Origin of the sequence: Nonomuraea fuscirosea (assembly GCF_035917475.1) — a bacterium.
Taxonomy (GTDB): Bacteria; Actinomycetota; Actinomycetes; order Streptosporangiales; family Streptosporangiaceae; genus Nonomuraea; species Nonomuraea fuscirosea.
In genome coordinates this window covers 3,434,446-3,448,186 of record NZ_CP109074.1, presented here as the reverse complement: position 1 = coordinate 3,448,186, position 13,741 = coordinate 3,434,446, and the positions used below count along the sequence as shown (strand labels likewise).

General features: G+C 71.7%; 11 protein-coding genes and 2 pseudogenes. 3 read left to right on the top strand and 10 right to left on the bottom strand.

Annotated features, from left to right (window positions below):
* The 5 genes from OIE67_RS15490 to OIE67_RS15470 form a co-directional block, all read right to left on the bottom strand.
* On the bottom strand, positions 1-1,230 hold the full coding sequence (locus OIE67_RS15490) for a beta propeller repeat protein (RefSeq protein ID WP_326640822.1): 1,230 nt from the start codon (positions 1,228-1,230) through the stop codon (positions 1-3).
* Positions 1,231-1,240: 10 nt separating this feature from the next.
* Positions 1,241-2,443, bottom strand: a complete 1,203-nt coding sequence (locus tag OIE67_RS15485) for a S8/S53 family peptidase (RefSeq protein WP_326640820.1) — start codon at positions 2,441-2,443, stop codon at positions 1,241-1,243.
* A 14-nt stretch (positions 2,444-2,457) separates the two neighbouring features.
* Positions 2,458-4,860, bottom strand: coding sequence for a hypothetical protein (locus OIE67_RS15480; protein WP_326640818.1), 2,403 nt, complete (start codon positions 4,858-4,860; stop codon positions 2,458-2,460).
* Between the two features lie 52 nt (positions 4,861-4,912).
* Positions 4,913-5,101, bottom strand: coding sequence for a hypothetical protein (locus tag OIE67_RS15475; protein WP_326640816.1), 189 nt, complete (start codon positions 5,099-5,101; stop codon positions 4,913-4,915).
* A gap of 62 nt (positions 5,102-5,163) precedes the next feature.
* Positions 5,164-8,091, bottom strand: a complete 2,928-nt coding sequence (locus tag OIE67_RS15470; RefSeq protein ID WP_326640814.1) for an ATP-binding protein — start codon at positions 8,089-8,091, stop codon at positions 5,164-5,166.
* 205 nt (positions 8,092-8,296) lie between these two features.
* Between OIE67_RS15470 and OIE67_RS15465 the strand changes: the two genes are divergently transcribed.
* The 3 genes from OIE67_RS15465 to OIE67_RS15455 all read left to right on the top strand — a co-directional run bounded on the left by OIE67_RS15465 (position 8,297) and on the right by OIE67_RS15455 (position 11,116).
* On the top strand, positions 8,297-8,659 hold the full coding sequence (locus OIE67_RS15465) for a DUF1622 domain-containing protein (RefSeq protein ID WP_326640812.1): 363 nt from the start codon (positions 8,297-8,299) through the stop codon (positions 8,657-8,659).
* 39 nt (positions 8,660-8,698) lie between these two features.
* Entirely contained in the window at positions 8,699-9,616 is a 918-nt protein-coding gene (locus tag OIE67_RS15460; protein ID WP_326640810.1) for an NADP-dependent oxidoreductase, read from the top strand.
* Positions 9,617-10,282: 666 nt separating this feature from the next.
* Complete coding sequence (locus OIE67_RS15455) at positions 10,283-11,116, top strand: SDR family NAD(P)-dependent oxidoreductase (protein ID WP_326640808.1); 834 nt, start codon at positions 10,283-10,285, stop codon at positions 11,114-11,116.
* A gap of 707 nt (positions 11,117-11,823) precedes the next feature.
* Here the strand turns inward: OIE67_RS15455 and OIE67_RS15450 are convergent.
* The 5 genes and pseudogenes from OIE67_RS15450 to OIE67_RS15440 all read right to left on the bottom strand — a co-directional run bounded on the left by OIE67_RS15450 (position 11,824) and on the right by OIE67_RS15440 (position 13,737).
* On the bottom strand, positions 11,824-12,342 hold the full coding sequence (locus OIE67_RS15450; protein ID WP_326640806.1) for a transposase: 519 nt from the start codon (positions 12,340-12,342) through the stop codon (positions 11,824-11,826).
* A 7-nt stretch (positions 12,343-12,349) separates the two neighbouring features.
* Positions 12,350-12,475: pseudogene (locus tag OIE67_RS55445) on the bottom strand (hypothetical protein); the annotation flags it as partial.
* Positions 12,476-12,668: 193 nt separating this feature from the next.
* Positions 12,669-12,923: a ThiF family adenylyltransferase gene (locus OIE67_RS55440; protein ID WP_407674896.1), complete on the bottom strand. Its 255-nt coding sequence runs from the start codon at positions 12,921-12,923 to the stop codon at positions 12,669-12,671.
* A 94-nt stretch (positions 12,924-13,017) separates the two neighbouring features.
* Positions 13,018-13,380 (bottom strand): annotated as a pseudogene (locus OIE67_RS55435) (FAD-dependent oxidoreductase); the annotation flags it as partial.
* Positions 13,381-13,536: 156 nt separating this feature from the next.
* The gene (locus OIE67_RS15440) at positions 13,537-13,737 is read right to left on the bottom strand and encodes a ferredoxin (protein ID WP_219536478.1); all 201 of its coding nucleotides are present in this window, start codon (positions 13,735-13,737) and stop codon (positions 13,537-13,539) included.
* Positions 13,738-13,741: the final 4 nt, after the last annotated feature.

The following is a 13,741-nucleotide window of genomic DNA, read 5'->3' as shown; positions in this document are numbered from 1 at the left end:
TCACTTTCTCCCGCAGCTCAGGTGGGCGATCAGGCGGCGCGGCAGCAGCTGCGGGTAGCCGATGTCGGAGGGCTCGGTCCGGGTGGAGGTGCCGGTCACCCACACGTCGTCGGGGCCGCTGCCGTCCACGTCGTGGAAGATGAAGCCGAACGCCTCCGGCTGCTCGCCCTGAGGCTTGGCCTCCTGCCAGGAGGAGCCGTCCCAGTGCTGCACGTGGAACACGCCCATGCTGCTGTCGTTGGTGAGGGCCCACAGCCGGCCGGGGGCGGGGGCGTACAGCTTGAAGATGTCGCCGCCGTAGGGGCCCGGCTCGGGCGTGGGCACGGTGGTCCAGCTCTGGCCGTCCCAGTGGAGCAGGAGCGGCCTCGGGCTGCTCTGGCTGCCGGAGATGCCGGAGACCCAGACGTCGTCGGGGCCGGAGGCGTCGAGCGCGTACAGCATGCCTTCCGCGCCGGGGTCCGGCAGCGCGACGTCGGCCCAGGCCCTCCCGTCGTGGTGCAGGACCATCGGCTGGTACGAGCCCGTCTGCTCGTTCTTCTGGAAGCCGGCGGCCCAGACGCCGCCGCCCGGCACCGCCTTCACCGACGTCAGGGTGGCGGCGGCGCGGCGGGCGGCGGGGTGGTCGGCGCTCGTCCATTCCGTGCCGTCCCAGCGCTGGATGAGCGCGCCGCCGGCCGGCCCCTCGACGCGGCCCACCGCCCACGCCTGGGAGGAGCTCACCGTGGCGACGTCCGCCAGCCAGGACGGTCCGGCCTCCGGGCTCTGCGACGCGCCCGCCGGGGTGAGCGTCCAGCGGCCGCGGTCGAGGCGGGCCAGCACGCCCGTCCCGTCCGGCTGGAAGGAACTGTGCAGGTTGACCAGCGACCAGCCGCCGCCGGGGGTGAACGAGCCGGCGCCCACCTGGAAGAGGTTCCCGGTACGCGCGGGCACCGGGATCTGGGGGCCGTTCTCGACCAGCTCGCGGCCGTTCCAGCGCAGCGACCTGGCGCCCTCTTCGAGCTGTTCTGAGAAGCGCACGTCGTCACGCGAGATCACGTCGACGTCGACGACGCCCTCGCTCGCGGGCGCGTCGAGCATCGTCCAGGCCGGTACGCAGTCCGTCCCGGCGGTGGCCGGAGCCTGCGTGGCGGAGGTGGCGGCGGTGCTCAGCAGGGCGGTCAGGCCGGCCGCCACTGTGGCCCTGACAGTGACGCTGCGCAACCGCCTGCGGGGGGATCGTGGTGTTCGCATCAGGGTCCTCCTAGAAGGCGCCGGTGCCGTTGGGGGTGCCCATGCCACTGGGCCCGTCGTAGCCGCGCGCGGCGGTGCAGATCTTGCCGCCGCCGCAGGCGCCGTTGCTTCCGGCGGTGATGTCGTTCAGGTACTGGGCGGAGGCGTAGAGCCGCTTGCCCGCCGGGGTGGCCGAATCGGTGCCGGCCAGGCCGTACACGCCGGCGATGAACGCCGCCGCGACGGGGGTGCCCGCGGCGGTGCCCCAGCCGCCCAGGCTGGTGCTGTAGACCTGGACCGGGGTGTCGGCGGAGCCCACCGCCGCGACGTCGGCCACGGTGCGCCGGCTGCCGCACGCTCCGGCCGGCTGCCAGGCCGGACGCGTCACGTACATCGAGCAGCCGGAGGCGGTGTCGCGCCAGACGGACTCGTTCCAGCCGCGCGTGGTGGCGGGGTCCCGGTAGAGCTGGGTGCCGCCGACGGCGATCACCGACGGGTAGGCGGTGGGGAGGATCTGGCGGCCGCCGTTGTTGAAGCCCTGGCCGGAGGGGGCGACGACGGTGGTCGGCGCGTGGTCGAAGTGGGCGGCCAGGGCGTTCTGGCCGTCGTACTCGGCCACGCCCCACATGGGCACGACGGCGGTGGCGCCCTGTGCGGCGGCCTGGTCCACGGCCGCCGCCATGCTGGCCAGAGAGGGGTCGTCGGCCTGCACCAGCAGGAGCTTGCAGTTCGGGCAGGCCGCCGCGGCGAGTTGCAGCCCGACGCTGCTGTGCACCGCCCAGGCCGGACTCGGGGCGGGCGGTGTGTCGCCGCCCCGCTGGTTGATCTTCTTGAAGCACGGGAAGTCGGCGTCGCACGGGGGCATGCCGTTCGCCTTGCGGTACTCGGCCAGCTCGTCCCCGGCCGCGGGGTTGTCGTACGGGGTGACGACGGCCACGCTCTGGCCGCCGCCCAGCCAGTCCGCGGGCAGCCGGTAGGCCTCCTGGAGGTCCCCGGCGGTCAGGGGGCCGCGGCCGGCGGTGACACGCGGCAGCGGCTGGTCGCCGCCTCCCCTGCCGGCGCGCAGGAGGCACGTCGCCGGCCCGGTGTCCTCGGCGTCGCGGGGGCAGGCCGCGCTCGTGGCGGGCGGCGCGGCGGTAGCTGCGGCGGATGTGGTGAGGAGGGTCAGCGGGGCGATCGTGGTGAGCAGCATCGCCGCCACGCCCCCGAGCGTCGTCCATCGATGGGTGCGCATGTCAGGTCTCCCGGTCAGCCGGCGAGCCGGTAGGCACGGATGTTGGTCTGGGTGACGGTGCTGCCGTCACCGGCCCGCGCCTTGACCCGCAGCGACACCCAGCGGACCGGCTCGGAGTACTCCGGATGCGTGATCGGCGCGGTGAACGTGCCGTCGCGCCCGGCGGTGGCGGTCTTCGGAGCCGACCAGGTCTGGCCGTCGTCGTACGACACCTCGACCGTGGCCCGCACGCCGGTGGGCCCGGCCTGGTGCTCCTGGCGCGAGACCCGGAACGCGACGTCGAACCGCTGCCCGGCCCTGGCCCGGGAGCCGAGGTCGAGCGACAGGTTCCAGTGCACGAACAGCAGCGGCAGGAAGGAGCATGGGCGCGTGGTGTCGGCGCACCGCACGGTACGGGGCAGCCTGGCGGCGGCGTCACGCGGGCCGCTGCGGAAGGTCCACTCGGTACGGCTCGGCGACTGGGGATTGCCCTGGGCGGCGAAGTCCCACACCAGGCGGTAGCCGGCCGGGCGCGGCGCCAGCGGCAGCGACAACGGCATGGGCCGGTAGGGCCGGTAGCCGCCGGCGCCCAGGTCGAAGGCGAGCTCGCCGTCCCGGTAGAACGTCGTCCGCGACGCGGCGTACGCCTCCGACGTCGAGTGCAGCGGCGTCGAGTCGGCGAAGCCGTTCAGGTAGACCGAGCCCAGCGAGCCCTGCCGGCACGCCAGGCACACCTGCAGCAGCGGTTCGTCCACCGTGGTGCTCGGGCCGCCGATGCCGAGCAGGGTCTCCTGCACGTAGGTGGCGGCCGCCGACGGCGTCCGGGGGCCGAGGTTCCACACCTCTTCGATCGTCTGACCGGGGCGCAGCTTGCGGCGCTCCCCGAGGATGACCTCGTTGGTGTCGGCGGCCATGACGTGCTGCCAGTACGTCTCGTTCGGCCTGGTGCTGTAGACGTAGTCGACGCGCTCGCCGGCGGCCGGCAGGTAGCCGTGGCTCGCGTCGGACCACCCCCACGGCAGGAACACGAAGGACGCCCGGGACACCGGTCCTGGCGAGGCGGCGTCGGACGCCGTGTCGTAGAGCGTGGAGCGCACCGTGGCCAGCTCCGACTTCCTGACGGCCGGCGTCAGTGTGCGCGGCACGGCGTCGCCGTAGGCGAACACCAGCTTGTACGTCGCGCCCATCTCGGGCCCCGAGTCGGCGTTCTCGGCCAGCAGCGTGAAGCCCGTGAACTTGAAGTCGCCCTTCTTGACCCGCTTGGTCGGGGTGACGTAGAGGTCGGGGTTGCCGGTGACCGGGTCGGAGTAGGTCTTCCAGATGAAGCCCGCGAGCAGTCCTGAGGGGCTGATGCCCGTCTCGTCTCCCGCGGCGCTGGTGCGGACGAACGACAGGGAGTCGGAGCGGATCAGCGGCGCCCGCGGCGGCGAGGCCAGCGTCGGCCGGTAGCGGACCGCCTTCCTGGCGTCCAGCACCACGCTGGTGTCGGCGCCGACCCGCACCTCGGGCTCGATCACCAGGGCCGTCTCCGACGTGAGGTCGGTGGCGGGGGCGGTGAGCACGCTGGCCATGATGCTGTAGGTGCCTTCCGGCACCATGAACGACTTCTTGCCCTCACCCGGGTAGGCGAAGGCGAAGGTGGCCAGGGCCCCGTCGCCGACGTTCTGGACGGCTCCGATCATCGTGCCGGGCGTGCCGTCCCTGGCGATGGAGTCGACGGTCAGCATGTGGTAGCTCAGCTCCCCGCCGGCCGCCTTGGCGGTGGGCGCGTCGGCGGGCTTGTCGGCGGCCAGCGGCGAGGGCGGCGGCTCGGGAGCGCCCTCGGGGGCGGCCAGCTCGATCCGTTCGATTCCGGGCAGGGTGCCGACGGCGTCGCCCTTCGCGGCGCGCCAGGTCTCTGCCAGCAGCCTGCCGAGCACCGGGGCCTCCTTCTTGGTCACCGTCGCGGTGGCCGCGCTGCCGGCGGCTGCGGTGACGCTGGTGGCGGGCAGGGCCTCGGCCTGGGCACGGCCGGCCTGTACGGTGACCGGGAGGGTGGCGCTGCGCTCGTCGTCCAGCTTGGCCCGCACCAGGTAGCCGACGTTGAACAGGCGCAGGTCGATGGTCTTGCCGAGGTACGGCACCGCTTCTGACGGCACGACGTAGGTGTCGCCGCCGAGGGTGAACTGGGAGAACGTGCCTCCGGCCGGGCCGCCGCCGGGGAGCCTGCTGACCTGCTGGCCGCCGCGCTCGTCGATGTCGACCTGGAAGCGGTCACCGGTCAGCAGGGTCACCGTCGAGGTGCTCGCCTCAGGCGCTGTGGTGGCGGGTTCGGTGGCGTGGGGGGTGCGGTCCAGTGGCGGGGCGGCCGCGGCGGGTGCGGCTCCCGCCGCCAGCGTCAGCGCCAGGCCGGCCGTGACCAGGAGGCGTGCGGAACCTAACCGGTGGTGGATTGTCATGTCTGTCCCGCTTTCTGACCGCGCCTGTACGGCAGGCGCACGACGTGCTGGTTCACAGCGGCTCGTGTGCGCCGTCGGGCGCCGCCTCGCTCAGGAGGCCCTCATCGGAAACGGCATCCGGCTCGACGTCGGGCCCCTCGTCGGGCCGCTCATCGGGCCCCTTGTCGGGCCCCTTGTCGGGCGCTGCATCCGGCTTGAGGTCCGGCTCGACGTCCGGTTGATCGTTAGGCATGAAGATCATGATCAGGCGGACCCGCCGACGTCGCGAGTCGGCAAATCACCCAATTAATGGTGAAAAGCGATCTATGTCGGTGTCTCGTCCAGCAGTCCGTCGGCGGCGGCCGTGGTGACCAGGGCGGTGCGCGTGGTGACCGACAGCTTGCGCATGGCCGCGCTGAGATGGCGCTCCACCGTACGCGGCGACAGCGTCAGGCTCTCCGCGATGCGCTTGTTGGTCCATCCGAGCGCCGCCAGACGGACGATCTCCACCTCACGCGGGGACAGGCGGTCGCCGTACCCCTTGCGCCCGCCGCGCCACGGCCTGGCCACCTCGACCCCTTGCTCGCGCAGCAGGTGGGCGACCCGGTCGGCGTCCCAGCGCGCGCCCAGCGCGGCCAGTTCCCGCTGGCTCTCCTCCAGCACCTTCAGCGCCCGCTCGCGCTCGCCCGCGTCGAGCAGGCGGCGGCCCTGGCGCTCGGCGGCGAGCAGCGCATCGTAGGGGCGGGGCAGTGCCGCCCACATCGCCGCGGCCCGGGCGAACAGGCCCGCCGCCTCTTCCGGGCCGGCGGCGACCATGGCCTGGCAGGTCACGACCGCCGCGGCGACGGCCGGAGCGTCACGTCCCGCCATCCCGGCGGCGAAGGCCGCCGCCAGACCGGCCCGCTCCTCCGTCCGCCCGACCGCCGGCAGCGCGTCCAGGTGGACCGGCAGCAGCTCCGTGGCCCACAGCCACACGTCCTTGCGGACGATCATCTCCAGCAGCGGTTCGGTGATCTCCAGCGCGGCCTCCGGCTCGCCGCGCGCGAGCAGGATCCGGGCCAGCGCCACGTCGGGGAAGATGAACGGGTCCGCGTGCCCGCGCGCCAGGCTGGCGGCGAGGACCTCGCGCAGCCGCTGCTCGGCCCGCTGCGGTACGCCGCGCGCCAGGTCCAGGCAGCCGAGGAGCATGCGGGCCTCCAGGCGGGTCGCCTCGTCGGCCGTCTCCGAGCCGGCCAGCTCGGCCGCCACGTCGTCCAGGCCGTCCCAGTGCCCGGCGTGCCAGGCCAGGTGCGCCCGCGCCAGCCTCAGCGCGTCCTCGATCCGGCGGTAGCCCGCCCGTTCCACCAGCGCCGCGGTGGAGTCCAGATAGGCGCGGGCGTCGTCGTGCCGGCCCCATAACGTACAGAACTGACCGGCCATCAGCCGCCCCCGGGCGATCTCCTGACGCTCCAGGCGGCTGTCCCCGTCGGCGGGAAGGGCGCGCGCCACGCGCCAGCCGTCCTCCTCGCCGAGGCAGAGCAGCGCCGCGGCCTGGTGGGACAGGAACGCGGCCCGCTCGACCGGCAGGCCGACCAGCGGGAAGAGCTGCTCCGCCCGGCCGGCCCACTCCAGGTGGCGGGCACGCGGCCAGGCGCGGATCATCGGATTGGCCAGCAGGAGCATGGCCTGGACGGCGAGGTCGGGCCGGTCCGCCAGATCCGGCATGGCGGCCTCCAGGCCGGCCATCGCGGCCTCGAACTCGCCGAGGTGGAAGCGGAGCCGCCCCAGTCTCAGCCCGAGCTCTCCCCTGGCCCCGGCCGGCAGCCCGGGATGCGCGAGCGTCTCCTCCAGCGCGGCGCGCACCCTCTCCCCCAGCCCCAACAGCGGCTCGGCGGTGACGGAGACGGCCGCGCCGAGCCGCCCGGCCAGGCGGACCAGGCGCTCCACCGGATGGTCGGCGGCGGTCAGCAGGTCCAGCATCATGACGACTGTGGTGTGGCCGTCCCCCGCCTCCATGGCGAGTTCGGCCGCCGCCTCGGCGTAGCGGCACCACTCCTCGACGTCGCCGGACTCGCGGAAGTGGTGGCACAGCCGTACGACGGGAGGGTGCTCGCCCTCGCGCAGGGCCAGGGCCGCGCGGTGGTGCAGCCGTCGGCGCGACGGGATCGGGATCGCCTCGGCGACCGCGCGCGAGGCCAGAACATGATTGAAGCCGAACGCACCCCGGCCGGACTCGCGCAGCAGGCCCGAAGCGAGCGCGCCGGCCAGGCCGTCCTGGACGGCTGCCTCGTCGAGGTCCGCGACCGCCGCGATGAGCGCCTCGCCGGCGGGCGTCTCCAGTACGGCGGCGGCCTCCAGCACGGCGCGGGTGAGCGGGTCGAGCCGGGTCACGCGTTCGAGGACGGAGTCGCGCACGGTGGGCGGCACGCGCAACTCCTCGGTGATACGGCGGCGCCAGCCGCTCTCGGACCGGAAGATGTCGCGCCGGGCGCGCAGCAGGCGTACGGTCTCCTCCAGCGCGAGCGGGATGCCGCCGGTGTGCTCGTGCAGGAACGCCGCGAAGTGGTCGGACACGTCGGCGGTCGCGAACATCGACTTCACCAGGGCGCCGGTCTGCGGCACGTCCAGCGGCTCCAGCGCGATGCGTTCCCAGGACATGTTCCTGGGCGGGCGCGAGGTCAGGCGCAGCAGCGGCGAGCCCTCGCCGACCTCCAGCGGCCGGTAGGTGACCACGATCGAGCGCGCGGCGCCACGCGAGGTGGTGAGGGTGAGCAGCCAGTCGAGCGTGGCCGCGTCCGCCCAGTGCGCGTCCTCGACCACCAGCACGTCCACTCCGAGCGCGTCGATCAGCTCGCCGAGCGCGCGGAAGAGCCGGTGGCGGGTCTCCTGCGGGTCGGGCAGCGCCTCCAGCGCCGGCGGCAGCCACGACGCCCACTCGGGGAACAGCGTGCGCAGCGCACCGGCGAGCGGGCTCAGCGCCAGCTCGCCCAGGCGCTCATGGAAGGCGCGCAGTCCGTCCACCACCGCGCCGAGCGGGAACGGTTCCCGCAGGGGCGGGCAGGCGGCCATCAGCACGGTACGGCCGCGTAAGCCGGGATCGGCCAGGCACTCGTCCAGCAGACGGGACTTGCCGATGCCCGACTCTCCCTCGACGAGCACGAGGGCGTGTTCCGACACCGCGGCGACCATCGCGGCCATGGCGTCGTCGCGGCCGATGAGCGCCGGCGGGAGCGCGTCCGAGGGCGCCCTCCGCCGAACATGAGTTTTGTTCATCCCTTTATGGGTGTATATATCACGTCCGAACCTCGCCGCTGATCCGGCCGAGCGGCGAGTAGATGATCCCCGCCGCCGCGGTGGCGCTCAGGGCGCCTGCCATGAGCCTGCGCAGGTCCTGACAAATGGGTTCTTCGCGGTCCTTCACCGAAGAGCGGATCCCGCGTGGGCGTATCCCGGTTCGCGCTCGGGCAAGTGTCCTGCCGTGGACGCGGATTTCGCCGACCTGGTCGAAGCGGTCGGCCGGGCAGTCGACCTGGCCGGGGTCGCCATCATCGCGCTGGGGGCGCTGGCCGCCACGGCGCGCTTCGGCCTCGACGTGCGGCGGCGGCCGCGCTTCCATGACGCCTACCGCGCCTACCGGCAGGCGCTCGGCCGGGCGATCCTCCTGGGGCTGGAGTTCCTCGTCGCCGGGGACATCATCCGCACGGTGGCCGTCGCACCGACGTTCGCGAGCGTCGGCGTGCTCGCACTCATCGTCGTGGTCCGTACCTTTCTCAGCTTCTCGCTGGAGATGGAGCTGGAGAACCGCCTGCCCTGGCACCCGCGCCCCGGACAGAGCGCCTGACCTTCGCTACGAGCTCATACGAGGAAGGGGCCGATCCCGATGAAAGCCATCGTGGTGACCGACCAGGCCGCGGGAACGGCCGGAATGACGCTGGCGGAGCGGCCTGAGCCGCCGGCGGCGATCAACGACGTCATCGTGCGGATTCATGCGTCGGGCTTCGTCCCGACAGAGATGGAGTGGCCATCGACCTGGACCGATCGTGCCGGCCGCGACAGGACACCGTCGATCCCCGGCCACGAGCTGGCCGGAGTGGTCACCGCCCTCGGCTACGGCACGACGGGGCTGTCGGTCGGGCAGCGGGTGTTCGGCCTCGCCGACTGGCACCGCGACGGCACCCTCGCGGAGTACGTGGCGATCGAGGCACGCAACCTCGCACCACTGCCCGGCGACGTCGACTTCACGGTAGGCGCGTCCCTGCCCATCTCCGGTCTGACCGCGTGGCAGGGGCTGTTCCAGCACGGCCACCTTCAGTCCGGCCAGACCGTCCTCGCCCATGGCGTGGCCGGGGCGGTCGGGACGATGGTGACCCAGCTCGCACGTGAGGCCGGCGCCTACGTCATCGGCACCGGCCGCGCCGCCGACCGTGAGAAGGCGCTCGATTTCGGCGCGCACGAGTTCATCGACCTCGGCAACGACGCGCTGGAAGACGTCGGGGGCGTCGATCTGGTCTTCGATGTCATCGGCGGCGACGTCCAGAGGAGCTCCGCGGCTCTGATCAGATCCGGCGGGACGCTGGTGTCGGTCGTAGGCCCGGTCGAGGCCCGCCCCGCTGATGGCCTGGCGATCGATTTCGTGGTCGAGGCCGATCGCACCCAGCTGGGTGAGATCGTGCGGCGAGTCCGGGACGGGCGGCTGCGTACGAACATCGGAACCATCGCGTCCCTCGACGACGCGGTCGCGACCTTCAACTCGACCGAGCGACGCAAGGGGAAGACGGTCATTCACATACGCTCGTAGGGAGTGATGGAACGCCCTCATCGGTCACGAGGATGGTTGCGGACGGGGCTTCTGGCACGTTCACCAACCCCGGCTTGCTCGGCCCCAATTACGTCGGCAAGACCATCCCCATGCGCACCGTGATCACCATCAGGGAGAACGACCGGCACACCTTCGACATCTAGCTCACGCCACCTGGCCAGTCCGAACGCCTGATAGACCGCGTCATCCACGTCCGAAAGTCGGCATGGACGACGGCCGGACGTGAGGCCGTGGGGACTCCCGGGCCGATTGCGGCCGTCGCACGAAGCTGTGGCATGAGGTCGAAAGTCGGTGGCCAGGTTCCTCCCACGGTCTCTCGCGGTCGCGCAGTCGGTGCCAGCGAGCGGCACGGCGGAATCCGTCGTCGGCTCGCTGCGCTCTTCCATACCGGCTCCTGCTTGTCCGCTCTCGATCTCGGCCTCCACGCACAAGACGCCGCGTCTCACCACCGTGTGACATCCCGGATCGTGGCGCATGTCACACGACGGCGCTGTCACGGGGAAGGGGGTCGCCGGCGCCTCATGTTTGGTCAGGACGCCGCGTGAACGTTTCCGCGCGGCGCACATCTCCATGAGTGATCGCCCTGGACTGGCGCGCGGTGACCGCCGCACGACTACGCGGCCTGGGCGGGAACGGAAGGACATCATGAGTAAGGTTTGGTTCATCACCGGCGCGTCGCGCGGGCTCGGCCGTAGCTTCGTCGAGGCCGCCCTGTCCCGGGGCGACCAGGTCGCCGCGACCGCCCGCACCATGGCGAGCCTGGACGACCTGGTCACCGCCTACGGCGACGCGCTGCTGCCCCTGGAGCTGGACGTGACCGACAAGCCGGCCGTCTTCGACAGCGTGAAGCAGGCCAAGGAGCACTTCGGACGCCTGGACGTCATCGTGAACAACGCCGGCTTCACCCAGATCGGCGCGGTCGAGGAGCTGAGCGAGCAGGAACTGCGCGACCAGATGGAGACCAACCTGTTCGGCGCGGTGTGGGTGATCCAGGCCGCCCTGCCTCACCTGCGCGAGCAGCGCTCCGGGCACATCATCCAGCTCTCCTCGGTGGCAGGGATCGTCGCCATGCCGCTTGTCGGCGCTTACCACGCCTCCAAGTGGGCCTTGGAAGGCCTCAATGAGGCCCTCGCTGGTGAGGTCGCCGCGTTCGGCGTCAAGGTGACCATCATCGAGCCGGACGCCTTCGCTACCCGGGATGGCGACAACCCTCTCGACTACGGCCACATGGCGCGGATGAACCCGGCCTACGACGAGCTGCGCCAGCGTCTCGGGACCACCGCGCAGCAGCCGACGGGCGACCCGGCCGCCGCCGCCCACGCGCTACTCACCCTCGCGGACACCGACGACCCGCCCCTGCGCGTGCTGTTTGGCAGGGACTTCTACCCCATGATCCAGCAGGCGTACGCGGACCGGCTCAAGACCTGGACCGACTGGCACGGCCTGTCGGCGCAGGCGCACGGCCCGCTCGACGCCTGACGTCCACGGCCTTCCTGCGCCGCCGTACCCGGCGTGAGTGGTCCGGCTCGGGCGCCACTGCGCAGACGGGATCAAGGATTCTGGTAGAGGTCTGGAATCCCGTCATGGTCGGAGTCGGTCATCTCGGAGTGGTGGATTCGCCGGTAGACGTGGCAGATCGGTGCCGTAGCACGCAGCCTGTCGGCGTCGCCAGGCCCGCCCGGATGGCGAGGGCGCCGATCACGCTGGTAACCGCGACCGAGCCGCGCGGGCCGATCAGCCAGGCTTCCGTTCTCATGAGGTTCTTCGCGCCCGGAACGCCCCCGTCTCGGAGGGGTGGTCAGCGTCGAATGCCAAGGAGAGGCGAGACGGTCCGCCGACCGGGGAACAGTTGATCGGCCTGGGTGCCGTGTGTCACGTGTCCTCCACGATGCTCGGGCGGCTGCTGGGAGCCGCACACGTCATGATCGGATACCGCGGCCAGGATCCGCTTGTAAGCGCCATCGTCCGTACGCCTTCAGAGCAATGTTCTGCGCTGAAGGCCGAGAACCGGGCACCGGCGTGGCCGGCCCCGGTTCCTACGCCTCGATCCCGGCGTTCGGATTCCGGGCGGCCGAGGACTAGTAGTACTTTGTTGGTTCGTCAGGGTGAGCGCTGGTCGCAGGTGGGACAGCGTGCACTCCAGGTGGTTGACAACACCTGGAGAATGGCCAGGATCTTGTAGAAGGTCAGCCCACGCGAGCCGCTTTTGGGCTGGTCAACCGCAGTTCGTTGAGGAACAGGTGGGCAGCCGAGACCAAGGTGACATGCCGATGCCAGCCGTTCCAGGAGCGGCCCTCGAAGTGGGTCAGCCCTAGGCCGGTCTTGAGCTCGCGGTAGTCATGCTCGATGCGCCAGCGGATCTTGGCCAGGCGGACCAGGACCCGCAGCCCGATGCCGGCCGGCAGGGTGGACAGCCAGTAGCCGGTGGGCTCGGGCTCGCCGGGTAGCCATTCGGCCAGAAGCCGGCATTCGGGCAGATGCCCGTCGCCATCACGGGGGATGTCGCTGTGGGCTGGTCGTACCCGCAGCACGAGGAAGCGTGAGCGCAGTGTGGCGGTCGGGTTGTCCTTGCTGGTCTTGGTGACCTGCCGCCAGCTCACCCGGCGCAGGCTGCCCCGTCCGGCGGCCAGGGACAGCTCGCGCAGGCTGGAGGGCGTGCTGCGGTACTTGGCCACCGGGTGGCGGCCGTTGCCGAACCAGGGCACCGTCCCGGGGACGACATCGGCAGCGTACGCGCTGGTGCCGCCCTTGACGGCGACCCCATACGGCAGGGCCGCGCGCGGTCAGGCCCAGCCGCAGCGCGCTCACATCGCCGTAGCCGGAGTCGGCCACCACCAGCCCCCAGGCGGCCAGCTCATCGAGCTTCTCCAGCGCCTGCTGCCACTTGGGGTGGTGCGCTGATCGTCAGGGATGTGGCAGCGCCGTGCCCGTCAGACGGGTGCTCTCGGCGCGTACGATCTCGATCTTCGCTATGGTCACCTCCCTCCGCACACTGTGCAGTCCGGATTGCGCTGCCACTCATCCGGCTGGTTCACCGCGCAACCGGAGGCGAAGTCGAGGACGAGTGGCCGACCGGCGTGTGCCGGCGGCCGACGAGCTCAACGAGCTGTTGCGGGCCGTCGATCGAGGTGTCGATCGTCTCGCGGGGTCGAACGCGCGCACCCCGCTCCGCAGCGCGCGCCACCTTGCGAGCGTCGACGTCCGCCCAGCGGTACAGGTACTGCCGCGCGAAGTTGCGCGGCTCCACCCGATCGCGGTCGAGCAGCGTGAACCTGCCTACGCCCAGACCGGCCAGATGCTGGATGACGGAGGAGTTCAGACCGCCGGTGCCGAGCCAGCAGCTCCGAAACGGACTTGCCGAGTGCCCGCACCATCGGCGCGGCGGCCGGATCGGCTATGACGATCGACAGGCCGATGTCGCGGGCGATCGCGGCGGCCCCGGCCCCGATGAACCCGCCACCGATGACCACCATTCGCGATTCCGGCCGCCTCCGCGGTCGCAGTGTCAGCGTGTCGTCCAGAGTGCGCAGATAGTGGACGCCGGGCAGGTCGTCACCGGGCAGCCGCCCTGCGGCCGCGCAGGTGGCGATGATCAAGCCGTCGTAGTCGACCGGCTCGCCTTCGGCCAGCGTGAACTCCCGCCGGTGCGGATTCAGGCTGGTTGCGGTGGCGCCCAACCGCAGGTTCAGGTCCAGCTTGTCAGCTTTTCGCCGCTGCGCAGCCGCAGCCGTTCCGGTTCCCACTGGCCCGACGGCAACTGCTTGGACGGTGAGAGCTGGCCATAGGGCAGATGGATTCGCTGCCCAACAGCGCGATCCGGCCGGTGAAGCCGCGTTGTCGCAGGGGGTCCGCGGCACTGATGCCCGCCACGGACGCGCCCACAAGGACAATCCGGTCCACTATGGTGATCCCTCGATCGAGATCGCCTGTCCCGGACACACCATGGCTGCTTCCTGGACGGATTCGTGTTGCTCCGAATCAGCGTATGGATGCAACAGAACCGCGATCCCGTCCTCCTCTCGCTGATCGAAGAGCTCAGGAGCGGTAAGCACGCATTGGCCTGAACCGCAGCATTTTCCCTCGTCCAATGTGATCTTCATGGAG